We start from the raw sequence: 24481 nt of genomic DNA, 5'->3' as shown, positions 1-24481 counted from the left end.
TTAAATTAAAATTAGGCCTTCAGTCTTTCCTATTATACGGTGTTGTATCTCTTTTTAAATTTTTCAGACTTAATATTGATGTATACCCCGTAACCGAGTGTTCCAATAATGGCTAGCTTCATAATGAATCCCGAGGCCAGGGTCTCAGGGTCTATAAGAGCATTCAGCAAATAGACCAAAAGGAGTAAAATCAAGGGGATTATGGTGAATACCACCGGGCTTTTTGGGATCAGAAATCCGAAGATCAAAAAGGCAAGTCCGAGAATAAAATTAAGGATGATGTCTATCACCATAAATTGGGGATCGCTCACATTAATAAGAATGAAAAGCATATTTAAACCGGCTAAAACAAAAAGAATATTCCGGCTTCTCTTTATCGCGGTTTCTGAAGTATCAATAATAGATTTTCTGGAAATGAACTTTCCTATATGAAGGGATCGCTCTTCTTCGGTTCCTTTAAAAGGATACTCGCAATTTCCGCAGGTGTCTCTCGTTTCAATTTGTGTGGCCTTACAAGCCGGGCAGATGTTGTTTTCCATAATTCCGGTTTTTAAAATTCTTTTTCTTCTGTCTGGATCTCTACAGCTATTCCGCCGGTATAATCGGCCACGAGATTGTATATCAGGCATCCTATACTCACCATTATAAAACTGATAAGAGCGTAAATAAAGGGAGCGATAAAGAAGAATATACCGCCGGCAAAAGGGAAAAATGGCAGGTCGTGACCACCAAACCCGCCTGCTACCAGGGAAATGATCCCGATGGGAATCATAAAGATTGCCATTACCAAGAAGTAGATAAGAGAAACTGTTTTCGCGGTTTGGATCACGCCGAAGCGTTTTATTTTTTTCATAATTTTAGTTTTAGCTTGGTTACTTTCTTCTTCCGAAGATTCTTAGGAGAAACAGGAATAGGTTGATAAAGTCCAGGTAAAGGCTTAAAGCTCCCAGAACGGCACTTTTCTGTTCCTGTTCTTCAGCTTCAAAACCGGCTTCCCCAATTCTTTTGATCTTTTGCGTGTCGTAGGCTACCAACCCAACAAAGATCAATACCCCTACATAAGTGACTATCCAGTAAAGCATTTCACTTTTTAGAAAGAAGTTGACTATGGAGGCTATGATCAGGCCTATAAGTGCCATAAAAGCCAGGTTTCCAAGCCGGGTAAGGTCGGTTTTGGTGGTGTAGCCATAAATGCTCATAATGGTAAATGTCCCCGCGCATATAAAGAAGGTGGTGGCTATGGATCCTGCCGTATACGCAAGAAAGATCACTGACAGCGTAAGGCCGTTCAGGGCCGAATACAGGAGGAATAGGAGAATAGCCGTTTGCGAGCTTAGTTTGTTAATGGCTCCGCTTATATATCCTACCAAAAGCACCTCGGCGATAAGCAATCCAAAAAATAGGATTTGGTTGCTGACAATGGCATATGCCATTTCCGGGGTGGAGGCAACGGTCCAGGCTACCAGCCCCGTAATGAGCAGGGCCAAAGCCATCCAGTTGTACACTTTGTTAATAAATCCGGCAACATCAGCCTTTATGCTTTCTGAAATTAGAGGTTTTGATTCCATATTGAACGAATTGGGTTAGTCTTATTTTATTTCCCTTTGAATTCTATATCCAACTCCGAAACCTTGTTCTTTCCGTAGTAAAGCTCCAGTACAGGCTCTTTCGCTGAAATTATTACTGAGTATTCCATATCTGCCGTAAATCGGTTTAGCTCGGTAGGGCTATAATAGATCAGGCTTAATTCTGCCTTGTCAGATAATGGTTTTCCTGCAAAATGACCGTGAACCACTTTGGTGAAGTTTACAGGAATCTGGATATTGGTGTATCCTTCAAAATTATAATCCTCAAAACTATCATAGACCTCAGGATCATAATCAGGCAGCCCGTATACAGGTTTCCCGTTTTTGTTAAGGATCTCAGTCTTTAAATAGGATTTCGCAACACCCGTTCTGAAGACCATCAAATTTTTATAGTCATGATAAGAGATCATCCTGTACCGGACCTTGTTGACGGTATCCAGCACCGAAAAGGCGTTGACATCAAAAGGCTGATCGTTCAGGGGATCCACCTTGCAGCGAACAAAGATCTTTGTCAATTGATCACTTTTAAGCTTTGTGGTGCTTCTTAGATTAAAGGTGTCAGACATATCCTTTGCCTTTTTCAGCTTTATACTCAGGCTGTCATTTAGCATCACCTGTGCACTTACAGGCGATGAAGCCAGGAGTATTGAAATCAGTAAGCCTAAGGCCCAACCGGAAATAAGTTTAGATTTTGGTGTGATAATGGTCTCGAACATTTTCTTTGAATTTATTTTGAAACAGCCCGGAGAAAGCTTAGTTCTGAGTTTCTTGATTTTCGGTATTCAAGCCTTGCAGCCAGTCACCAAAAGCCTCGGTTTTTTCTGAGTTTTCATTCAACCATTCCGGAGATTTATCGTTAACCGAAAGACTGATGTAATAGCAGTAAGTTTCCAAATGTTCAGACTTGGCCAGGTCGTGGAAGAAAGGAATATAGAAGTCCCAGTAAAGGCCTGAATTTTCATTATCATCTTTTAATTCTCCTAAGATCTTGAAGACACTTTCGGTATTACTGATAAATAATTCCATTTCAGATTTGCCTTCTTTCTTTTCAATCATGTTGGTTGCTCCAAGCATAGAAAGCATCATGTTGGCCGGCCCGAATTCACCTGAAGACTGCTCCGGATCCAATGAAATATTGATCTGGTTCTCTTTTTCTTCATCCTGGCTGACATTTGCCCCGTACTTGTTTAAAAGCATATTGAATGCGGTAACCGAGCGGTCAGTATTGGGTTCGAGAAACAGAAAGTAGTGAAGGTTCAGTACGCTTTCAGCATTGCGGTTAAGAAGACTCATTATTTCCCCAAGAAGAAAATGGCTGCTGGAATGGTCCGGGTTACTGGCAATTCCCCTTTTCAGGATCGGAATCGCTTTTTCGTACTCTTCCTGTTCGTAGTAGGTGTAGGCAAGATTATATAAAAGAAGGAAATGATCCCCGAATTTTTCTATGCCTTCCTGAAATAAAGAAATGGCTTCATCAGGTTTTCCCAAATAGTCCAGAGAAGAAGCTTTGGTGATATAGGCGGGAAGCAAATGATCCCCGTTCTGTTCAAATACAAGATCGGAATGCTTAATTGCATTTTCATAGTCCTGGTTGTACATATAGGTCATTGCCAGTTCGGTGTGCACAAGGCTGGAATTCGGTTCAATCTCCAGGGCCTTCTTGTAGGTTTCGATCGCTGATTGATAATCTCCCGTGTCGTGAAATTCAATTCCCTTGTTAACAATGCTATCTACTGTTGTTTGGCCAAAAGCCACGGAAATGGCCAGAATGAAGGCCAGGTTTAAAAACTGCTGTTTCATCAGAATAAAGGGGCTTAGACTTCTAAAGACCCGTAGGGAGGAATTCGAGAAGACTGATGTCTAATTTTAATAAGGTAGGGAGATGCTAAAATATAAACTTATTATGATTTAATTAAGAAAAACCAATTAACTTTTTAACATAAAGCTGTTGAAAAGGTCAGTTTATTGCGGATTTTTAATTCTTTTTTAAGAAAATCTAATGCCTGAAATAACTTAGGTTGTTCACAGTCAATTCTTAACTTTGCCCTTAAACTGAAACTCTTGCAGCGCAAACGCTATTTCTACCTGATTAAGATTCAATACCTGGGCTACCGTTTACACGGGTGGCAGAAACAACCGGATGTAAAAACCGTTGAAGGGCTTATCACTAAAACCTTTCGTTGGGTGATGCCCGATGCCAAGATCAAGATCCTGGGGACCAGCCGTACCGATGCAATGGTATCTGCTCAGGAATCTGCCTTCGAACTTTTTAAGGATCACGAACCTCTGGAAGATCCGGAGGAATTCCTTAAAACCTTCAACCTTAATCTGCCCCAGGACATCAGGGCAACCTCTATTCAGGAAGTGGACGCCGCGTTCAATATTATTCAGCATCCAAAGGTTAAGGAGTATGCCTATCTTTTTTCTTATGGAGAAAAGAACCATCCTTTTTGCGCGCCGATGATGGCTAATTTTATGTTCGATCTGGATATCGAAAAAATGAAGGAAGCCGCCAAACTCTTTGAAGGCAGCCACAATTTCATTAATTACTGCGTACGGGTATCTGATAAAAGTAAATTCGAAAGGGAGATCGCAAAATCTGAGATCATTGAAAATACTGAGATAACGGCCAGTTTTTTCCCGGAGAAAAGCTATGTCTTTCACGTACACGGCGAAGGCTTCTTAAGGCACCAGGTAAGACTGATGATGGGAGCGCTTATTCAGGTAGGAAAAGGCGAGTTAAGCCTTAAGGATATCGAAAAAAGCCTGAATCCCGAAAACCGGGAATACCAGATGGATTATATAGTGCCTGCCTCAGGCCTGATCCTTAACAAACTGGGACTTCAGGATTTATAAATTTTAAGCTTCTTTTTTCTCCAGGATCTTAAGAGCAAGTTTTATGGTCTGATAATCTATTGCTTCCTCAAAATGTAGATAATAAGTTTTTAATGATCCCGGTTCATTTAGTTCGGCTTTGGCGTTTTTTACCGCTTGCAGATCTGAGTCTGGCACGAACTTACTGAGATCTATATCTTCCCCGTCATCGTAGAGTTTTACCAGGTGAGAGAAAATTGTGGTGGGTGCGAGTTTGCGTTTTACAGATATTTCTTCCACACTTAGCCCTTCCTTGTACAGCTCACCCGTAACTTTATAGGTCTTTCCTTTTTTAGCCCCTTTCTTTTCCCTTTTCTCCTTACTGAATGCAATGATCTCCTTGATAAAGCGATAGCCGTAATCCTGCATTTTTTGCCGGCCCACCCCGTTTACCTGCATAAATTCCTCATCGCTCATTGGCCGTTCTTTTTCCATTTCTTTAAGCGTGGCGTCATTAAAGATGAGATAAGCCGGAATATCTTCTTCCCGGGCGATCTTCAGCCTTAACTGACGAAGTTTTTCGAACAGGGAGCTGTTGGTCCTGGCGGCTTTCTTTTCAGCCTGTTCCTGGATAGCCTTACGGTCAGGGACATTGGCAAGCTGTACCTTTTCACCTTCAAAAAGTACATTTTTTGCAAGGGGAGTAAGCTGAAGATGGTTCTTTTTATGAAAAGCTATTTCCACATAGCCAAGATTGATAAGCTGAATGATATACTGCTGCCAGTTATGCCACGAAATATCACTACCCACAGCATAGGTTTTCAGGTTCTGATAGTTCCTGCTCAGGACGGCTTCGTTATGAGAACCGCGCAGCACATCGATCACCGTGGTGATAGGTTCAGCGCCTTTTAACCTGTAAATGCAGGAAAGGGCTTTTTGAGCGATGGTGGTTCCGTTGAAGAACTTAGGCGGATTTTTACAGATATCACAGTTCCCGCAGTCTTCCTGTTTTAATTCCCCGAAATAGTTCAAAAGGATCTTTCTCCGGCAGGATAAAGCTTCAGAGTATTGCTTCATCCGGTCAAGTTTTGCCAGCTGCACCTCTTCATTGGCGGCATTTGAAGCAAATTTCTGCAGCTGAACCACATCGGCATAACTGTGAAACAACAGGGTGTCAGAAGGTAGCCCGTCTCTTCCCGCACGCCCTATTTCCTGGTAATACCCCTCCATATTCTTGGGCATATTATAATGGATCACCCAGCGGATATTCGATTTATCGATTCCCATCCCAAAGGCAATGGTAGCGCAAATAATATGGCTATGGTCGTTTATAAAATCGTCCTGAATCCTGATACGTTCATCGTGGCTTAACCCGGCGTGATAGGCCTCAGCTTTAAAGGATTTAGCCTTCAGTTTTGCCGCGAGTTCTTCGGTGGTCTTTCGGCTTAGGCAATAAATGATGCCGCTTTCATTTTTTCGCTGGCCAACGAAATTCGCGATCTGCTCGAACCTTTTGATGCCCGGCCGTACTTCCAGGCTAAGGTTCTTTCGGTCAAAAGAAGCGATGTGTTTCTCCGCTTTTGGAATATTGAGCTGTTTCAGAATATCGGTCCTGGTCGCTTTATCTGCCGTAGCCGTTAAGGCGATCATTGGAGTGGAAGGGAAGCGGTTCTTCAAATAGCCTAGCTGGGTATAGGCCGGACGAAAATCGTGACCCCAGTTGGAAATGCAGTGCGCTTCATCTATCGCAATAAGGCTCACCAGGCCATCGCTAAGAAACCTGTCGATAACCTGCAGGCTTTCAGGAGCTACATATAGAAGTTTAAGTTCGTTCTTTTCGATCTTCTGAAATATGGCTTCCTGATCTGCTACTGCCTGGCTGCTGTTAAGGTATGCCGCCGGGACACCGTTAGCGGTAAGGCCGTCTACCTGGTCTTTCATTAAAGCGATAAGCGGAGAGATCACCAGGGTGACCTGTGGAAGAAGGATAGCCGGAAGCTGATAGCAGATAGATTTACCTCCACCGGTAGGCATAATTACGAGATTGTCTCTGCCTTCAAAAACAGAATTTATGATCTTCTGCTGAAGAGGTCTGAACTTATCGTAACCAAAATATTCCTTAAGGGTGCTTAAAACTTTCGCTTCTTCCATAGCGGCAAAAATAGGGTTTAGAATAGAGAATCTGAAGCCCGCGGAAGTATTAGAAAAAGAAACCCGGCAAATCTCCCGCAGTTAACTTTATAAGCCGCATTTGAGTTACGTTTAACGATAATTATTACTTTTATAAAAATTTCACTCTATGGCGAAACGCAAAAGGTATTCCCGAAAAAGGGCAAAATCTGCCAAAGCCCTCAATCAGGCTCCGGGAACCGTGACTTATGTAGGCCACAAGGAAGCCAGCGAAACCAAGCTGGAGGTAATAGATTATAATGCGGAGAATTATGAGCATTATACCTCAAAAAGCCCTGAAGATGCCTTTAGATTTGAAGAGGAAAATAATATCACCTGGGTCAATATTGACGGACTTTCCAATACTTCGGAAATCGAGAAACTGGGGCAATATTATGAATTGCATCCGCTTATCCTGGAAGACATTGTAAATACCAACCAGCGACCTAAAATTGATGAATACCAGGACTATCTTTTTATAGTAGCCAAAATGCTTTACCATAAAAATAACGGGGAGCTGGAGAATGAACATATAAGCCTGGTCCTTGGAAAAGATTATGTGCTCACCTTCCAGGAATCTGATGGCGATGTGTTTAACGGGGTCAGGGAACGTATCGCGAGGGGTAAAGGGAGGATAAGGACCAATGGTGCAGATTACCTGATGTATGCCTTACTGGATGCCATAATAGATAATTATTTTCTTGTGATCGATGAGATAAGCGATAAGATAGAGCTCCTGGAAGAACAGCTTTTTACCTCGCAGCCAGATGATGATATCACCTTTGAGATCCAGGAACTTAAGCGTACGATATTAAGGATAAGAAGAGCGGTATTCCCATTAAGGGAAGTGGTGAACCGTTTGGATAAGATGGAGCATCCGCTGGTACAGGAAAGGACCAACAGTTATATTCGTGACCTTTACGATCATATAATTCAGATCTCTGAAAATATTGATGTCTATAGGGAAATGATCTGGGGGCTTATGGATATGTATATGACCACCATCAGCAATAAGATGAATGAGGTGATGAAAGTACTTACGATTATGGCTTCCATTTTTATTCCGTTAACTTTTATTGCGGGAATCTACGGGATGAATTTTGAGTACATTCCTGAATTGCAATGGAGATACAGTTACTTTGTGCTTTGGGGTGTTATGATCATCATATTCCTTCTAATGTTATACTATTTTAAACGAAAGAAGTGGCTCTAAATTTATTTCAACAAAAACCTTTAAATGAAATTTCCTAAACTCAGCATTTCAATAATTGGCGCCCTTGTTCTAAGCAGCATTGTTTCCTGTGGCCAGAAAACAAAAAGATCAGAATCAGGAAAAGAAATTGGGACAAAGGCGGTCTATATTGGCACCTATACTAAGAAAGAAGGCCACGTAGACGGAAAGGCAGAAGGAATTTACCTGATGCAGCAAAATTCTGAAACCGGGGCCCTTAAAATTCTGCGAACGGTGGCGGAAGTTGTTAATCCCTCATTTGTAAAAGTCTCACCTGATAATAAGAACCTGTATGCAGTGAGTGAATTAGGTCCGGGAGATGCTGAAAGCGGATTTATTTATTCATTTAGCATTGCCGAAGATAATTCGCTTAAGGAACTCAGTAAACTTCCCACAGGTGCCTTTGCGCCCTGCCATATAGGAATAGATAAAACCGGAAAATATATTTTTGTTTCCAATTATGTTGGGGGAGTGGTAATGATGTATGAAAGAAAGGATGATGGCAGCCTCAAAACACTGCAAAAGATAAGCCTTGAAGGAGATAATTCACACGCACATTCGGTAAGTGTTTCCTCCAATAACAAGCAGGCTTATGTCGCAGACCTTGGGAGTGATAAGATCTGGATCTTTGATCTGGATGAAAAAAAAAATAAACTGGTGCCACACAAGCAGAAATTCGTTGAACTGGAAGAAGGAGCCGGGCCAAGGCACTTCAGCTTTGGTAAGAATAATGAGTATGCCTATTCCATAAATGAGCTGAATAATTCGGTTACGGTTTATAAGATCAGGGAAAATGGAGGGCTTGAAATTATCCAGAACATCTCTTCTTTACCCGCAGATTTTTCCGGAGAAAGCGCAGCGGCCGACATTCATTTACATCCCTCAGGGAAATATCTTTATGTTTCTAACAGGGGGCATAACAGTATAGCTTCTTTTTCGGTTGAAAAGAATTCAGGTAAATTAAGGGCTCTGGAGTATAATTCAACAAAAGGAAAAGCACCAAGAAACTTTGCAATTTCACCTGACGGGAATTATTTATATGCCGCAAACCAGGATTCCGGAAATATTACGACTTATAAAATCGATAATTCCAATGGTACATTAAGGGTACTAGATGAACCTGTAAAAGTCAAAACACCGGTGTGTATAGAATTTGAATAAAAAAAGGGAGCAATTGCTCCCTTTTTTATTTATGATCCTGCTTCTACTTCTTTAATGACGAAAAAACCATCATTGCCCTGTGACTGATACAGGGGCATAAATATTCTGGCATTCCATCTGCTTCGAAGCTCTTCGCCATTCTGCATCGCCAGCAGCTCTCCTTTTTTGATCTCCTGGAAATTCTGGAACCCGGGCTCCATTTTAAATTCACCATTGTCCTTAAGTCCGTGACGGTACTCTATCTCAAAAGTGCGTTGTGTTGGCGCGTTCTTTTCAGAAAACCGGGTCACACATTCAGGATAGGTAGAGAGCTGTTCAATATCCAGGCCTAAACCTTCCTTTAGGGCAAGCCAGATCACTCCTTCGTGGTTTTCTACCGAGCTTTCGCTCTCGTGTTGCCCTGCTTCAAATACAAAACCTGTCATCCCGATGCGGCTAAGGTAATGATCGCAATCTCCGGTAATTATATCACTGAATCCCCGAACAATATAAGTAGGGAAGCGGTGTGCCCATTTATCATTATCATTCACCTCCTGAACCGAAACGTAAGGCAGACTGTCTGAAGAAGTAGTGTGGCAATCTATAAAATACCGCTTCGTGAAGTCTTCTTCGGAATATTCTTTAAGCACCTCAATTATTTCCCACATCTCCTTTTGCTCGTGGGTTTCGGATTTCTTTTGCTTTATGTTCTCTTCGGTCCAGGTTCGGTTAAGGTCTTCATCTATATAGCGAACATTCCTATTCAGGGCTTCCTTATTTCCGGAAACTCCCAGGATAGTACCATTTATTTCAGGTTTGGTTCTCTCAAGTTCAGAAAACACCCTTTCAAGAGCTTTGAGACCGCTTGGCTCATTTCCGTGGATTCCCGCGGTAACAAAGAGTAATGGGCCCTTATTTCCACTGGTATATTTACCAATGATTCTCGGTATCTGTTTATCTGTCTGATTGCTCATAACTAAAAATTTTAGTCCATTGTTGCAAGAACACGATTGGACAACTGCCCGCCGTATTCATTCTTATATTCAACTTTTCTTTCGATTGCCTTTATTACCGTGGAGGTAAAATCAGGCAGACCTATATCTTTAAAATGTTCCATCCCGCCCGGACTTAAAACATTTATTTCGATAAGCTTATCTTTCACGATATCCAGACCAACAAAGAAAAGGCCGTCACGGATCAACTTAGGGGCTGTGAGATCTACGATACGTTGCATTTCCGGAGTTAATTCACTGCTGTCTGCAGTGGCTCCCAATGCAAAATTACTTCTGAATTCGCCCTCACCACTAACTCTTCGGATAATGGCTTGTTTGCCGTCTTTTTCCATAATACGTCCGTTCATTAGCAGAACTCTCACATCACCATCTTTCACGGCAGGCAAAAATTCCTGTGCGATCACATAACCCTTAGAGCTAATGGTCTCAATGATCTGGTTCACATTCTTTTCGTGTTCGTCGATAAGGAATACATCCTGACCTCCAGATCCTTCAAGCGGTTTCAAAACCATTTTCTTATCCATCTTTTCCCAGAACTCAAGGATGTCTTCCTTACTTCTGGTAATTATGGAGTCGGGTTTAATAGATTGCGGCAACTCCTCAAAATAAAGCTTATCGATAAATGCGTGCGACAGGGCATAGGCATCATTCAATACGAGTACTCCCTGTTGCTGCATCATTCGGCCAAAGGCAACTCCGGCTTGTTCTGCCCACTGCCTGCCCGAAGCTTCTTCGGTTGGGTTATTTCTGATAAACAGAACATCCAGACTGGTGGCTTCTATTTTCTTTTTTCTTGCTTTGCTTCCCTGTAATGCTTCAAGGAATTTTTTAGGAGATTTGGTTTTTGTCGATTTTGGAACCCGTGTACTGTTAATGCTAATAGGAGCATCGTGATGAAAATTAAAATCTCCAACGCTCATTACAAAAACTTCGTGACCCCGCGCGTGTGCGGTGGTCATTAAGGCTACTGAGGTTCCGGCCTTTTCTATGGCTATATCATTTAATACAAAACATATTTTCATTGGCGTATCATTTTTGAAAGGGGTAAGCCTTCCCTGATTAGGTTTAATTTATTGGTTACGTTTTCGGTTAATAAATAGCTGGGCCTTAAAGCCCCTGTTTTTAATACTTTTCTATCGGTAAGTTCCCGGATGATCCCTGTGTGCTGTAATGCAAATTTCCCGGCAAGGAGCGGTTCATATTCGCCACCTTCCATAAGATATTCCCTAAGCTGAACAAGACCTTTTAAATAGATAATGTCCTTAAGAAATCCGCCGCCCTGCATAATTCTGGAGGTGATATTGAAAGCACGTTCAGGAGAAAAACCGTATTCAATGCTCAACAACCTGAATATTTGCTGAAAATCGCCACCTTCCATAAGAGCGTGACCGGCGATGACCCTTCCTGCAAGGGTTCTTAACCTGTTCGCAGTAAGTCCGCCTACAAGGTATTCAGACATTACGGCAAGGCCTTCCTGGAGAGGGTCATAATCTGCAAGTCCAACTTTTAACTGGGTAAGCGGTTGCTGACTTCCATTATAGTAGGTGAGCACGTGTGTTCCTACTTCGTGTTGAATAAGCGCTTCAGCTTCGGTCTTATTCATTTTATAGTCTTCAGGAATAAAAAGCTCTCCATTGGAGACCATCATTATATTCACATCCTTTCGGATATGAACCTTGCATTTAAAATTTTCATCCTGTTCCCTGAAATAATCGAACTCCCGCCGTGCCATGCTACTAAAGGCCTTGGAATCTATAAGTTCAGCAGGATTGCTCTCATCTTCCTCCGGAATTTCGCTTAATATATTATCGGCTGCCTCACATAAAGGTTTTTCCACCCCTTTATAAAGCCGCATACTGTTGTAAAAGAAGTTACGCGACCCGCGTTCACTTAGCATGGTGATCTGCTGATCCAGTTCCTCTCGCTTTTCCCTGAATAAATGAGACATTGCAGGATCATCTATTTCTTCGATCTTGAGATTGAAAAGTCGGCGTTTGAGCACATCGGGGTCAATGGGTAACAGACGGTAGTGATAATCCAGTAATTTCTGGTATTTACTTTCCAGGAAAGTGGTTTTCATCTCGTAGATATTGGCCGGGGAGACCAGCCATAGAAAGGAATAAGAACTTTCTATATCTGATAGTTCCTTATCGATCTCGAACACCTTATCCTTTAGGTATTTTCTGCCCAGAGCATGATAACTGGCAACACCGGCAGAGGTCTGTACCCTTATAAAATCGTATAATGATTTATGGATCACACGAATTAGATAATCTCTGAAGCTTCTGAAAAACACTGGATAGAGTTGTCCGGTATCGTCACGGAATATTGGCGGTATTTCCAAACCAACAACCACGGCACCCGATTGTTTCGCTTGTTCAACTTCCATTAAAGCTTTTTCCCCTTCTTTTTGACGGTTTGGGGTGTCTTTGATGTCTGCTTTTAGATAAAGCCCGGAAAAAATCTGGTTTATGTTGTTCAGCTCTTCTTTGAGTATGTTAAAGGTGGTAGGGAGCTTAGATGCCGGCCCCTTAATCCAGAAGGTATCGCTGTTCTCATCTCCGGCATATAACTCCAACAACATGTAGGACTTATATTCGGTAGACAGATGGTCAGCCAGGGCAAAGACAAGTTTTTTATAGCCCTCAAAATCCTTATCTCCAATTACAAGATAGGAGGCTTCACTTATTACCAGCCTTGCGGTGCCGCGATCATTATCCCTGCGGCGGTACAGAACAAGGTAAGGCAGGTTCTTTTCTATATGTAACATCCCTCCGCCGGGCAGACTGCTGCTTACCTCTTTATTTTCTTCAAGGTTTGTTAAGATTTGCTTAATCGATTTTTCAGATAATTCCGATAACTCCAGCATTCTTCTTGAACTTCTGTTTGTCTTTGTTATAAAATTTTAAGGGATCAGTACTGAGAACCAGTGAATTTGAGGTTCTTTATAGCAACTGATATAACTTAAAGTTAGAAAGAAAAGGGAGGCAGAGGGAAGATTCGGACTACTTTGACTTTTATTTAAGAAAGCCGGTCCAACAATTAATAATGTTTTAGGTAATGTGGTGTAAGTCCCGAAGCAATTTTAAGATTATAAAAAATGCCGGGGAAACCTGGAATGAAAACAAAAAAGCCTTCCATATTGGAAGGCTTTCTGTGATCGCGCCAGGATTCGAACCTGGGACCGCCTGCTTAGAAGGCAGGTGCTCTATCCAGCTGAGCTACGCGACCGTTTTTGCGGTTGCAAATATAAACCACTTTTGAAATAAAACAAGGCTTTTTTATGGAAAAAATAAATCAATTTTATTTTTCTGTAATTCCGTGCTGTTTCCGATACCCGGTGAATTTTAGGGGTGAAAATTCATACTTAAACCTAAAATACTAGATTTCCAGACTAATACCGATTAAAAGTCATCACTTCTTTGCTTTTTTCCAAGGGCTTAAATGAGTATCTTTACGTCGGGAAAAAAACTACCTAATCAATATTATTTTTTAAAATGCTCGATTACCCTTTAAAATTCAAACCCATATTAAAAGAAAAAATATGGGGAGGAAATAAATTATCTGAAATCTTACATAAGAACTCTGACCAGGATAACCTGGGAGAGAGCTGGGAGATCTCGGGAGTTCCCGGGAATATTTCAGAAGTTGTGAACGGAAGCCTTAAAGGCAAGAACCTCAATGAACTTATAGAACTCTATAAGGATAAGTTGTTGGGAGAAAAGGTATATCAGGAATTCGGAGCCAATTTCCCGCTGCTCATAAAATTCATAGACGCTAAAACAGCACTGTCTGTACAGCTGCATCCGGATGATGAACTGGCCAAACAGCGACATAATTCTTTCGGGAAGACGGAAATGTGGTATGTTATGCAGGCCGATGAGGATGCAAATATCAATATCGGATTTAAGAAAAGCCTTACCGAGAAGGAATATATAGATCGTCTTGAAGCCGGAGAATTAGTAGATATTCTGAATTTTGAATCTGTAGACAAAGGAGACAGTTTCTTTATAAATACCGGGAAAGTACACGCGATAGGAGCAGGGGTCTTACTCGCTGAAATTCAGCAAACTTCAGATATTACTTACAGGATCTACGACTGGGATCGAAAAGATGCCGATGGTAATTCCAGAGAATTACATACCGCCTTGGCTATAGATGCCATAGATTTTGAAAAGAAGGACGATTATAAGCTGGAATATGAGAAAAGGAAGAACACAGCTTCCAATATTGCAAGCTGCAAGTATTTTACGACCAATTATCTTCCGGTAAGCGGAAGAGTTACCAGAGATTACAGCGATATAGATTCTTTTGTGATCTATATGAGTGTTTCAGGGAATGCAGAGATAAGAATGAACGGGATTACAGAGACTTTAGAACACGGGCATAGTATGCTGATTCCTGCTAAGAATAAGAAAGTCCAGATAAAAAGCGAGAATTGTGAATTGCTTGAGGTTTATATTGAATAACCTTTAATTCAATCAAAAAATAAAGAAGCCCGGATCAATTCCGGGCTTCTTTATTTTTATTCAGGACTTAAGAATGCCTTCAATTTTATCAAGTTCTTCTTGACGAAAATCCAGATTTTGGATAGCTCCAATATTATCTTTTAACTGTGCAGGCCTGCTGACGCCAACTAAAACGGAACTTACTCTCTTATCTTTTAATAACCAGGCGATAGCCATTTGGGCCAGGCTTTGCCCTCTTGACTTGGCAATTTCATTTAAATGCTGAACCTGCCGGACCACTTTCTCTGTGATCTGTGATTTGTCAAGATAACTTCCTTCGGTAGCAGCCCTGGAATCCTCAGGTATTCCGTTTAGGTATTTAGAGCTTAGAATTCCCTGTTCCAAAGGTGAAAAAACAATACTGCCCAAGCCTACTTTTTGAAGGGTGTCCAGTAAGCCGTCTTCAACCCAGCGGTCCATCATATTATAGCGGGGCTGATGTAGAAGAAATGGCGTACCCTGATTTCTAAGGATCTCTGCCGCTTTAGCGGTATCTTCAGCTGAATATTGGGAGATGCCCACATAAAGCGCTTTTCCCTGCCTTACGATCTGGTCCAGCGCTCCCATAGTTTCTTCAAGGGGTGTTTCAGGGTCGGGACGATGATGATAGAAAATATCTACATAGTCAAGCCCCATTCTTTTTAACGACTGGTCAAGGCTGGCAATTAGATATTTTCTTGAACCAAAATTGCCGTAAGGGCCGGGCCACATATCCCAGCCGGCCTTAGTAGAAATGATAAGCTCATCCCTGTATCTTGCAAAATCTTCTTTAAATATTTTACCGAAGTTCTTTTCTGCAGAACCGTATGGAGGTCCGTAATTATTGGCTAGGTCAAAATGTGTTATGCCGTTATCAAATGCCGTTCTTAATATCCCACGTGCATTGGCATAGTCATCATTATCACCGAAGTTATGCCATAATCCGAGCGAGATTAAAGGTAATTTGATGCCGCTTCTGCCGCAGCGCCGATATTCCATTTTTTCATAACGTTCTGTATTGGCCGTATATGCCTTCATAATAATAGTTTTGAGGTTTGATTCAGCAAGCTACTAAAATTTAAAGCTATAAGTAAGTTTTTAAACCTGAGTGCTCCCCAATACTTCCGAACATCCTCAAAAAACAGATATGTATCAAGGCCTATGTTTAGCGTAAAAACATCCCGTTTCCGGTTTGTTATAAACTGAAAGTGAGTTTTAGATCCTGGCTTTTTGAGATAATTTAGGCTCTGTACTAAGTGTGCTAAGAGCAACCTCCACCATATTAGTGAAGCCGGTTTCTCTTTCTTCAGCAGGAAGATGATCTCCTGTTACAAGCGAATCTGAAACAGTAAGTATACTAAGGGCATTTACATTATATTTTGCTGCAATTGTATATAGTCCCGCTGTTTCCATTTCTACACATAAGACCCCGAATTCAGCCCATTTTTTATAAGCCTGAGGGTCATCTTCGTAAAACTCATCAGAGGAAAGCACATTCCCTGCTTTTATTGGGATATTGTTTTCCCTGGCATAGTTGGAAGCTTTCATAAACAGCTCGAAATTGGCAGTAGGAGCATAGTTTGCCTGAAAGAACCTGGAGTTGTTAATTCCCGAAGTAGAAGAGGCTGCCATTGCAAGGACCACATCACGAAGTTCCACTTCCGGCCTGTAGGAACCGGCCGAACCGACCCTGATCAGGTTTTTTACGCCGTAATCGTTTATAAGTTCGTGAATATAGATGAGGGCCGAGGGGATTCCCATCCCTGTTCCCTGAACCGAAACTTTCTGCCCTTTATATGTACCGGTATACCCATACATACCGCGGACCTTGTTATAACATTCTGCATTTTCAAGGAAACTTTCTGCAATCCATTTAGCCCTTAAAGGATCTCCCGGGAGCAATACGGTTTCTGCAATCTGGCCTTTTTCGGCTTCTATATGTACACTCATTTATTCTAGTTTGATGTTACGATCTTAATCCCTGAAGAGGTTCCGAGCCTGTTAGCACCTAATTCAATATAACGCTCTGCTGTTTTACGGTCTTTTATTCCGCCTGAAGCTTTGATGCTCATTTTATCTTCTACCGTATTCTTCATTAGGCTAATGTCTGAATAGGTCGCTCCGGCCGTTCCAAAACCTGTGGATGTTTTCACAAAGTCGGCCCCTGCATTCAGGGAGGCTTTTGAAGCAACAACCTTTTCATCGTCCGTAAGATAACAGGTTTCAATTATTACCTTAAGTACTGCATCTCCTATCGCTTTTTTGATCTGTGAAATTTCCCTTTCCACTTCCTTATAAAGTCCGGCCTTGAGCTTACCGATATTTATCACCATATCGATCTCATCTGCGCCGTCTTCAATACATTGCCTGGCTTCTGCAACTTTTGCCGGTGTACTCATAGCACCAAGTGGAAAGCCAATAACTGAAGCGATTTTTACTTCGGAATCTTTAAGTTCGTCTTTAGCTAATTTTACATAACAACTGTTTACACAAACGGCAAAAAAATTATGCTCTTTGGCTTCAGAGCATAATTTCTTGATTTCTTTAGGGGTGGTAGTTGCTTTTAAAAGAGTATGATCTATATATTTATTTAACTCCATAATTTTTGATTAAATAGGCTTGAACAAAAGTACATAATCCTCGCGTTACCAATTATGACCTTCATCAGCATAAGGGCATTTCCTGAATAAAAATGCATAAGCTGGGATTTAATCATTTTTCATAGGATGGTCTTCATACCAATCCTTGAATTTTTTATCTGTTTTATATTTGTCTGTAAGTATTTTATAAACGGTGAAAACCAAAAGCCCCTGGCCTATACAGGTAAGATAGAATATAATTGGGAATGCCAGGTTTAAAGCAGACATAATGGTGACTGCAACCAAAACAGCCGTTGTAATCCAGAGTAATATGAAAGCAATATTCTTCATTTTTCCAGTTTCTTTAAAATAAGGAATTATTCTATATCCCTATCTTAAAGCTTAGCTAAAACCTGTAAGGTTAATTTCAGAAAAACTTCAGGATTGTAAATTACTTCCCGATGTTGAGAGCTGCTGGCGGGACTAATAACTGGGTTATTTCATAGCTTCCGGTTATTCAATAATGGTTACCTGGGGCCTGCTTTGAACGCCTGCCTCATCCATTACCTTTTTTAGTTCAGGGTCATCCAGCATTTTTTGAATTTTGCCAGGGTCACCAATCCTCCAGATCATGTACACATTATTGGGATCTTCTTTTTGCTGTCCTACAAATATTTCCTGAATACCCGCGCTTTCACGCCTTTTTACATCCTTTTCATAAAAAGGTTTCCAGTTCTTATAATCCTTTACTTTGTGTGATAATATTGCTACTGCCATAATACCGGGTTTAATATTATTAATATCTGACTAAAGGGGGGATAATTATACAGGCTTTAAAGACCTGAAATGAAGTTCAATTAATAAATGTAGAGAATTAATTCTGAAAAAATACAAAGGAGTGAGCCTATAAAGCTGGGGGAAATTAGGTGTTTTCACCATTAATACATTCCATCCTGATGAAGGTTTTCTTCAAGGTATTTAGCTATGGATAAGAGGTTGCAAAGTTCAGCACGACTGAAGTCTTCAGCTTCCCCGAACTTTGTATAGAGCTTTTGGAACCTGCGGCTTAGTTCCAGTGTTTTTAGTGAGACCTGAAAGATCTGCCCGCTGGCATAAAGATTATCAAGTTTTAATTTTAGCTCGTGTATATGCTTCTGCTCAGCACGACTAACTAAAGCTTCAGAATGGTGAACCATCAAAAATAGATTTTTGATGTAGGTGGTTTAGGAAGATCGGGTGGTTAAAAATAAACTTTAAAATGATATAAGCTTCTGAATATCAGAAAAGTTCTGTGAAATGCGGTGAAAAATCGTTAATCTGCTTTAATGGGTTGGAAGCCAGCCCGGTTTTGTACTGTTACATAGCTTAAGATTCTTCAAAATCGATATTGTTTCTTTTGAGGAAGAGGCTTCTAACCACCAGAAAAAAGTAAAGGATCAGGAAAGCACTTCCTATAAAGAAGAAGTAAAAGTAAAGACCATCAGATCCAAACAAACCTAACATGGAAAAAATAGTGAACAAATAGGATATTATAAAAACGAAAAGAACGATATTCCGGTAGGTCCGCATAAGCTTCAATTTTGTTCAATGGTTAGCTTTCATCGATGAACTGCAATAAACGGGCCTTTTCAAAAATAAAGGCTTCAAAGAGCCTTTTAAACGGGAAGTTGTGGAAAGTGGTTACATCTAATCCTTTGTTGAGGATTAAATTCTACATAAAAGGATCTGTTCAACAATTTTTAATATTTTAACAAATCAAGTCAATTTACTTTTGATAAATTATTTATATTTAACTGGTAATCAGTACACTTATCCCTATATACTGAAGCTGGTCACACCTATCCCTAACAAAATATACCCCCGGATTTAGAGCTGATTTATCAGTAGTTAAAATTGTGTTTTCACTCATCATAAATGCGGAAGACTATGGAATCTCAATCCAGAAGAGAAGATTATATACGCGCCGTAATTTTTATTATTAGCGTTCTTTTAATCACTTATATTGCGATCTACCAATAAGGGGCTAAAGGAATCAGCATTGGTTAGTTATGAAATTTTAAAGAGTTTGTGCTCTTTAAAAGCATCGCTGATTATTAAAAACAAAAAAGCCTCGAACTTTTGTTCAAGGCTTTATTTGCGTCGGGGTGGCAGGATTCGAACCTGCGGCCTCCTGCTCCCAAAGCAGGCGCGATAACCGGGCTACGCTACACCCCGAAAAAATGGTTTCACTTAAAAGTGATTCAGCGGAGAGACCGGGATTCGAACCCGGGCATCCAAGAAGGATGACAGCTTAGCAGGCTGCTGCATTACCACTCTGCCACCTCTCCGTTTGTAATGAACTTCGCAATCATTTTTGCGGTTGCAAATGTAACTTTTACTTATAAACTCTGCAAGCCTTTTATTTGTTTTTTCTGCTATTCCAGGTCATTAAAATCCCGTGAATCCTTTAAAAGCTTTGCCTTCAGAAAATTATCTTTAAAGAAAATATTTCCTTTTTTTTAGGCTGGCCTGCTTATTTGATGAGATTGGCTACATTTCCTATGATCCGTTGGTGCTTTTTCACAAAAGGATTGGTTTCATTCCACACGTATCCCGCAAGTACAGAACAAATTTGCCTTTCGATCTCCGGATTCGGATCAGAATAAAAAAAGATGCGTTGCAAATTACCATTATACCACTCCCTGACATATGAAGAGAACACAGCTATCCCTCTTTTTAGGTAATCTGTATATTCCGTTTCCCAGTTTACTGTTTCTTCATTTAACTCTCTTAATGCAAGCTTTGCAGCCAATAATCCCGATTCTGTGGCGAAGGCCACACCTGAGGAAAATATGGGGTCAAGAAACTCTGCACTATTCCCTGTGATGGCGTATCCGTTTCCATATAATCTGGTGACAGCTTTGGCAATGTTCTTAAGTCTTACAGGTTGAAAAAGAAAATCATAATCATTGAAACGTTTCTCGTAATACCTGGTTTGTCCTAACATTTGATAAAACGTTTCGGTAGTATTCGTACCATACTTATCGAACCATTCATTTGGTCCTACAAAACCAAGACTGGAATTGCCGTTTGAAAATGGAATATACCAGAACCAGGTTCGGGTGTCTAAAACCTCAAAACTTATAAGTTCACCTTCCTTTCCTTCCGGCCGCATGGTTTCTGAAATATGAGTGAAGATCGAAGAATGTGCTGAAATTCCAGGTTTGGCTTCAAGCCCCAGCTGTTTGGCAAGTACCCTTCCATTCCCACTGGAATCAATTATAAACCCGGCTTGAATCTCCTGAATCTTCCCCTTCTTATCCTTTATCCTTGAAACAGACTTGTTCCCTTGGAATTCAACACTGGTAACCTCGGTTTCAAAGAGTATTTCTACCCCTTTTCGCTGATTTTCTTTCGCAAGAATATTGTCGAATTCAGCTCTTGGCACCTGCCAGGTCCAGTCCCATCCGTTTCCATACTTATTGCTGAAATCAAATTCTCTTACTCTCCCGTTCTTGATGAATCTTGCCCCATATTTCTTCTGAAACCCGGCATTTTTAAGCGGATTCAGCAGACCTGCCTCCTCAAAATTATCCATACATCTCGGGATGAGACTTTCGCCAATGCTAAACCTCGGAAAGCTGCTTTTTTCAACGACAAGAATGCTAATTCCTTGTTTATTAAGATATCCCGCAGAGACCATTCCCGACGGACCGGCCCCGATTATCAAAATATCAACACTTCTTTTCTTCATAAGCACTGGAAAATCTTAGTCTTTATCCTGGGGTTCAGTTTTAATTAGCGGGTAAATATAGTACATTTGGCAGGAGTTAACCTGGGTACTACCTCACTAAGAGTTCTAAACTTATTATGCTCCAACTTAAAAAAAGCCTGAACCTGGAAGACTTTTTCAGGGTATTGTTCGAAAATAGCCAAATTGAGCTTAATGAAGAAATCCTTTTGGAAATGGAAGAGAGCTTCAGCTTTCTGAAAGAATTTTCTCAAAACAAGATCATTTATGGAGTGAACACCGGCTTTGGGCCAATGGCCCAGTATAAGATAAAAGATAAAGACCGGATTCAGCTTCAATATAACCTGATAAGAAGTCACGCTTCCGGCAGCGGCAAACCAATGGAACCGCTGTATGTAAAAGCATTGATGCTTGCAAGACTCAATACACTTTCCTTGGGGAAATCCGGCGTTCACACTTCCCTGGTGAAAGTGATGAAGCAACTGCTCAATAAGGAGATCACACCGCTTATTTTTGATCACGGTGGGGTTGGTGCTTCAGGAGACCTGGTACAATTAGCGCATTTAGCCCTGGTGTTAATAGGGGAAGGGGAGGTTTTTTATAAGAATGAAAGGAGAAGGACCGCGGAAGTTTTCAGCGAGGAAAAAATAGAGCCTATCAAAATTGAATTACGGGAAGGCCTTGCTCTTATGAACGGAACTTCAGCAATGACGGGGATCGGGATCGTTAATGTGATCTACGCACAGAGACTTTTGGACTGGTCGGTATTCTGCTCTTCAGCCATTAATGAGATAGTTCAGGCTTATGACGATCATCTTTCGGTTGAACTGAATGCGTCCAAATTGCACAGAGGTCAGCAAAAGGTCGCGAAGAGAATGCGCGAGCATCTGAATGACAGTAAACTTACCCGAGACCGTAATGAGCATCTTTATACCGAAAATGCCGATAAGAACACCTATTTCAAAGAGAAAGTGCAGGAGTATTACAGCCTGCGTTGTGTACCTCAGATCCTGGGCCCTGTACAGGATACTATAGAAAATACGGCCAGGATCCTGATCGAGGAGGTGAATTCAGCAAATGATAATCCTATTATAGACACCAAAACCAAACACGTTTATCACGGAGGGAATTTTCACGGAGATTATGTGGCTCTCGAAATGGATAAACTCAAACTGGTTATTACCAAACTTTCAATGCTTGCAGAACGCCAGCTTAATTACCTGCTTAACTCTAAGCTTAATGATATTCTGCCTCCTTTCGTAAATTTGGGCAAATTAGGTCTGAATTTCGGGATGCAGGGGTCACAGTTTACTGCTGTCTCAACTACAGCGGAAAACCAGGGACTTTCCGGTTCTATGTATATTCACAGCATTCCCAACAATAACGATAATCAGGACATTGTGAATATGGGGACTAATGCTGCGAATATGACCAAAACCGTTATAGATAATTCCTTTGAAGTGCTTTCGGTGGAACTGATAACGATTATCCAGGCCCTTCGATACCTGGATATTAATGAAAGTCTTTCTTCAGAAACCCGGTCTAAACTGGAGCTGTTCAATAAGATAATCCCTGAATTTTCTGAAGATATTGCGATGTATCCTCATATTGAATCTGTAAAACAGTTTTTGAAGAAGAACGACGCCTATAAAAACTAGATTATGAAGTATGCTTTAGTTACGGGGGCTTCCCGCGGAATAGGAAGGGCAATTGCGCTTAAGCTGGCAAATGAGCTTAATTATAATATCCTGCTGAATTATAATTCCAATACAAGTGCTGCGGAAGAGACCCTGGCCTTGATCAAGGAGTCCGGACTTAATTGTGAGTTACTTCAGTTTGATGTTGGAGATACTGAAAAAAGCAAAAATATTCTTGAAAGCTGGACGGCAGAACATCCTGATGCGGCAATAGAAGTTATTGTGAACAATGCAGGCATCACCAGAGACGGGTTGTTTATGTGGATGAAACCTGAGGAATGGAATTCGGTGATCAACACTAGTCTTAATGGGTTTTACAATGTTACCCAGCCATTATTGAAGGATATGCTAAGCAAAAGATATGGCAGGATCATCAATATTGTTTCCCTTTCAGGATTAAAAGGGAATCCCGGGCAGGTGAATTATTCGGCGGCCAAGGGAGCCGTTATTTCCGCAACCAAGGCGCTTGCCCAGGAGATAGGGAAGAGAAAGGTCACGGTGAATGCCGTCGCTCCCGGATTTATAAGCTCTGATATGACTGCAGAATTTGATGAAAAGGAACTTAAAAAACTAATTCCCCTCAACAGGTTTGGGGAAGCTGAGGAAGTGGCAGAACTAGTAACTTTCCTGGCTTCAAAAAAGGCAGCGTATATTACCGGAGAAGTGATTAATATCAATGGCGGATTATACTCTTAAAATGGCGAACTGGAAAGGACAATCCCGAGGTACTGTGCTGGGGTTCCGGATCTATGTTTATATCATAAAAAAGTTCGGGCTCTACCCGGCATATTTTGTCCTGGTTTTTGTTGCAGCCTATTTCTTATTATTTGCCTTCACTTCAACAAAGAGTACCTATTACCTGTTTAGAAAGCGACTTGGATATTCAAGGCTTAATGCCGCCTGGAATGTGTACAGGAGTTATTTCACCTTCGGAAGGATCCAGCTGGACCGGGTTGCGATCACTTCGGGAATGAAAGATAAGTACACTTTTGAGTTTGACGGGATGGAATATATAGATGCACTGTTGGAAAAGAAGAGAGGAGGGATCCTGCTTACTGCACATATCGGGAATTTTAATCTTGCCAGGCATTTCTTTGAGGAAAAGCACAGTGATGCCGTGGTGAACCTTGTGATCACCGATTTTGAACACGAACAGATCAAGTCTTATCTGGACTCGGTTACGGGAAAAGCAAAAGTGAGGACCATTGTTATGAAAAAGGACCTTTCCCATATTTTCGAAATGAACAGGGCTCTTCAGAATAATGAATTACTGGTTTTCGCGGCCGACAGGTATCTTAAGGGAGTAAAGACCTATTCTGAAATATTTCTTGGGGAAAAGGTGAAATTCCCGCAGGGACCTTTTAAACTGGCTGCCCGAAATGAGATCCCGGTGCTCTTCGTGCATCTTATGCGGGAAAAGAATTTTCATTATCATTTTTATGCCCGGCCTTTTGAGGCAGAGAATATATCTGCAAAAGAATTATTAAAAGCGTATCTTGAAAATCTTGAGAAAATGCTGAGAAAATACCCGAGACAGTGGTATAATTATTATGATTACTGGAACGATTTCAGCTAAAACCAGCCTATGGCAGAAAACCTATTAAAAGAACCCATTCTTGATCCCGAAGAGATCATAAAATTGATCCCTCAGAAACCTCCATTTGTGATGGTAGACAGCCTTTACGAATATACAGACTTAACAGGGTTAACGGGATTTACCATTCCAGAAGATCATATGATGGTTGATAATGGAGTGTTTAGTGAGCCCGGGCTCATTGAGCATATGGCACAAAGTATGTCCCTTCACCGGGGGTACCAGGGGCGGATATCAGGACTTGATAAGCCTAAAACCGGTTTTATAGGAGCTATAAAGTCGGTAGAGATCATCGCACTGCCCAAGGCAGGTACCAAGCTAAGGACCTATGTGGAGATCCTTCACGAAATTATGAAAGTAACTTTGGTTTCGGCCAGAACTGAAAATGAGAAAGGCGAGACCCTTGCAACTTCAGAAATGAAAACCGTTACTGTAGATTAG

24 protein-coding genes and 3 tRNA genes are annotated in these 24481 nt (G+C 41.1%); 8 read left to right on the top strand and 19 right to left on the bottom strand.

Annotation, left to right across the window (positions count from 1 at the left end; genetic code table 11):
- Positions 1-32 precede the first annotated feature (32 nt).
- Genes ACFQ3Q_RS09595 through ACFQ3Q_RS09575 form a run of 5 tightly spaced genes read right to left on the bottom strand, consistent with a single transcriptional unit; the run spans position 33 to position 3386 of the window.
- Positions 33-539 carry a hypothetical protein gene (locus tag ACFQ3Q_RS09595; protein ID WP_380745183.1) on the bottom strand — a complete coding sequence of 169 codons (507 nt, stop codon included), beginning with the start codon at positions 537-539 and terminating at the stop codon, positions 33-35.
- An 11-nt stretch (positions 540-550) separates the two neighbouring features.
- A complete protein-coding gene (locus tag ACFQ3Q_RS09590) occupies positions 551-853 on the bottom strand; it encodes a hypothetical protein (protein ID WP_380745181.1) in 303 nt (100 codons plus the stop codon).
- A gap of 19 nt (positions 854-872) precedes the next feature.
- Complete coding sequence (locus ACFQ3Q_RS09585; RefSeq protein WP_380745179.1) at positions 873-1568, bottom strand: Bax inhibitor-1/YccA family protein; 696 nt, start codon at positions 1566-1568, stop codon at positions 873-875.
- A 26-nt stretch (positions 1569-1594) separates the two neighbouring features.
- Positions 1595-2302 (bottom strand): hypothetical protein, encoded by a 708-nt coding sequence (locus ACFQ3Q_RS09580; protein ID WP_380745177.1) that lies wholly within the window; start codon positions 2300-2302, stop codon positions 1595-1597.
- Positions 2303-2339: 37 nt separating this feature from the next.
- The gene (locus tag ACFQ3Q_RS09575; RefSeq protein WP_380745175.1) at positions 2340-3386 is read right to left on the bottom strand and encodes a tetratricopeptide repeat protein; all 1047 of its coding nucleotides are present in this window, start codon (positions 3384-3386) and stop codon (positions 2340-2342) included.
- A 261-nt stretch (positions 3387-3647) separates the two neighbouring features.
- Between ACFQ3Q_RS09575 and truA the strand changes: the two genes are divergently transcribed.
- Entirely contained in the window at positions 3648-4442 is a 795-nt protein-coding gene (gene truA, locus ACFQ3Q_RS09570; protein WP_380745173.1) for a tRNA pseudouridine(38-40) synthase TruA, read from the top strand.
- A gap of 3 nt (positions 4443-4445) precedes the next feature.
- Here the strand turns inward: truA and recQ are convergent, their stop codons facing one another.
- Positions 4446-6551, bottom strand: a complete 2106-nt coding sequence (gene recQ, locus ACFQ3Q_RS09565) for a DNA helicase RecQ (RefSeq protein WP_380745172.1) — start codon at positions 6549-6551, stop codon at positions 4446-4448.
- 148 nt (positions 6552-6699) lie between these two features.
- Here recQ and corA point away from each other — a divergent pair, with 148 nt between their 5' ends.
- Positions 6700-7782: a magnesium/cobalt transporter CorA gene (gene corA / locus ACFQ3Q_RS09560; protein ID WP_380745171.1), complete on the top strand. Its 1083-nt coding sequence runs from the start codon at positions 6700-6702 to the stop codon at positions 7780-7782.
- A gap of 24 nt (positions 7783-7806) precedes the next feature.
- Positions 7807-8961 (top strand): lactonase family protein, encoded by a 1155-nt coding sequence (locus ACFQ3Q_RS09555; protein WP_380745169.1) that lies wholly within the window; start codon positions 7807-7809, stop codon positions 8959-8961.
- 29 nt (positions 8962-8990) lie between these two features.
- Here ACFQ3Q_RS09555 and ACFQ3Q_RS09550 read toward each other — a convergent pair whose 3' ends face one another.
- From ACFQ3Q_RS09550 to ACFQ3Q_RS09535, 4 genes are all read right to left on the bottom strand, one after another.
- A complete protein-coding gene (locus ACFQ3Q_RS09550; RefSeq protein WP_380745167.1) occupies positions 8991-9914 on the bottom strand; it encodes a succinylglutamate desuccinylase/aspartoacylase domain-containing protein in 924 nt (307 codons plus the stop codon).
- Positions 9915-9925: 11 nt separating this feature from the next.
- The gene (locus ACFQ3Q_RS09545) at positions 9926-10975 is read right to left on the bottom strand and encodes a glutathione synthetase (RefSeq protein WP_380745166.1); all 1050 of its coding nucleotides are present in this window, start codon (positions 10973-10975) and stop codon (positions 9926-9928) included.
- Complete coding sequence (locus ACFQ3Q_RS09540) at positions 10972-12822, bottom strand: flavohemoglobin expression-modulating QEGLA motif protein (protein ID WP_380745164.1); 1851 nt, start codon at positions 12820-12822, stop codon at positions 10972-10974. The genes ACFQ3Q_RS09545 and ACFQ3Q_RS09540 overlap by 4 nt, the downstream gene beginning before the upstream one ends.
- Positions 12823-13110: 288 nt before the next feature.
- A tRNA-Arg gene (locus tag ACFQ3Q_RS09535) sits at positions 13111-13184 on the bottom strand.
- Positions 13185-13450: 266 nt separating this feature from the next.
- On the opposite strand from ACFQ3Q_RS09535, the gene ACFQ3Q_RS09530 reads away from it, so the two are divergent.
- Positions 13451-14422 (top strand): type I phosphomannose isomerase catalytic subunit, encoded by a 972-nt coding sequence (locus tag ACFQ3Q_RS09530; RefSeq protein WP_380745162.1) that lies wholly within the window; start codon positions 13451-13453, stop codon positions 14420-14422.
- Positions 14423-14482: 60 nt separating this feature from the next.
- On the opposite strand, the gene mgrA is transcribed toward ACFQ3Q_RS09530, so the two are convergent.
- From mgrA to ACFQ3Q_RS09485, 9 genes are all read right to left on the bottom strand, one after another.
- The gene (gene mgrA / locus ACFQ3Q_RS09525; RefSeq protein WP_380745161.1) at positions 14483-15478 is read right to left on the bottom strand and encodes an L-glyceraldehyde 3-phosphate reductase; all 996 of its coding nucleotides are present in this window, start codon (positions 15476-15478) and stop codon (positions 14483-14485) included.
- A gap of 177 nt (positions 15479-15655) precedes the next feature.
- Complete coding sequence (gene deoD / locus ACFQ3Q_RS09520) at positions 15656-16390, bottom strand: purine-nucleoside phosphorylase (protein ID WP_380745159.1); 735 nt, start codon at positions 16388-16390, stop codon at positions 15656-15658.
- 5 nt (positions 16391-16395) lie between these two features.
- Complete coding sequence (gene deoC / locus ACFQ3Q_RS09515) at positions 16396-17040, bottom strand: deoxyribose-phosphate aldolase (RefSeq protein ID WP_380745157.1); 645 nt, start codon at positions 17038-17040, stop codon at positions 16396-16398.
- Positions 17041-17148: 108 nt separating this feature from the next.
- On the bottom strand, positions 17149-17370 hold the full coding sequence (locus ACFQ3Q_RS09510; protein ID WP_380745155.1) for a hypothetical protein: 222 nt from the start codon (positions 17368-17370) through the stop codon (positions 17149-17151).
- A gap of 162 nt (positions 17371-17532) precedes the next feature.
- On the bottom strand, positions 17533-17796 hold the full coding sequence (locus ACFQ3Q_RS09505) for a hypothetical protein (RefSeq protein ID WP_380745154.1): 264 nt from the start codon (positions 17794-17796) through the stop codon (positions 17533-17535).
- Between the two features lie 161 nt (positions 17797-17957).
- Complete coding sequence (locus tag ACFQ3Q_RS09500) at positions 17958-18215, bottom strand: hypothetical protein (RefSeq protein WP_380745152.1); 258 nt, start codon at positions 18213-18215, stop codon at positions 17958-17960.
- 943 nt (positions 18216-19158) lie between these two features.
- Positions 19159-19233: transfer RNA gene (locus tag ACFQ3Q_RS09495), tRNA-Pro, on the bottom strand.
- A gap of 30 nt (positions 19234-19263) precedes the next feature.
- Positions 19264-19346, bottom strand: a tRNA-Ser gene (locus tag ACFQ3Q_RS09490).
- Positions 19347-19531: 185 nt separating this feature from the next.
- Positions 19532-20752 carry an NAD(P)/FAD-dependent oxidoreductase gene (locus ACFQ3Q_RS09485; protein ID WP_380745151.1) on the bottom strand — a complete coding sequence of 407 codons (1221 nt, stop codon included), beginning with the start codon at positions 20750-20752 and terminating at the stop codon, positions 19532-19534.
- A gap of 116 nt (positions 20753-20868) precedes the next feature.
- Here ACFQ3Q_RS09485 and ACFQ3Q_RS09480 point away from each other — a divergent pair, with 116 nt between their 5' ends.
- The 4 genes from ACFQ3Q_RS09480 to ACFQ3Q_RS09465 are packed head-to-tail and all read left to right on the top strand — an operon-like array spanning position 20869 to position 24481.
- Complete coding sequence (locus tag ACFQ3Q_RS09480) at positions 20869-22407, top strand: HAL/PAL/TAL family ammonia-lyase (RefSeq protein WP_380745149.1); 1539 nt, start codon at positions 20869-20871, stop codon at positions 22405-22407.
- 3 nt (positions 22408-22410) lie between these two features.
- On the top strand, positions 22411-23142 hold the full coding sequence (gene fabG, locus ACFQ3Q_RS09475) for a 3-oxoacyl-ACP reductase FabG (RefSeq protein WP_380745148.1): 732 nt from the start codon (positions 22411-22413) through the stop codon (positions 23140-23142).
- A 1-nt stretch (position 23143) separates the two neighbouring features.
- Positions 23144-24022, top strand: a complete 879-nt coding sequence (locus ACFQ3Q_RS09470; RefSeq protein ID WP_380745146.1) for an LpxL/LpxP family acyltransferase — start codon at positions 23144-23146, stop codon at positions 24020-24022.
- A gap of 9 nt (positions 24023-24031) precedes the next feature.
- Positions 24032-24481 carry a hypothetical protein gene (locus ACFQ3Q_RS09465; protein WP_380745145.1) on the top strand — a complete coding sequence of 150 codons (450 nt, stop codon included), beginning with the start codon at positions 24032-24034 and terminating at the stop codon, positions 24479-24481.

Origin of the sequence: Salegentibacter chungangensis (assembly GCF_042678405.1) — a bacterium.
Classification (GTDB): domain Bacteria; phylum Bacteroidota; class Bacteroidia; order Flavobacteriales; family Flavobacteriaceae; genus Salegentibacter_A; species Salegentibacter_A chungangensis.
Note: the sequence above shows the minus strand (reverse complement) of the source record. Positions and strands in the feature narration are given on the sequence as shown.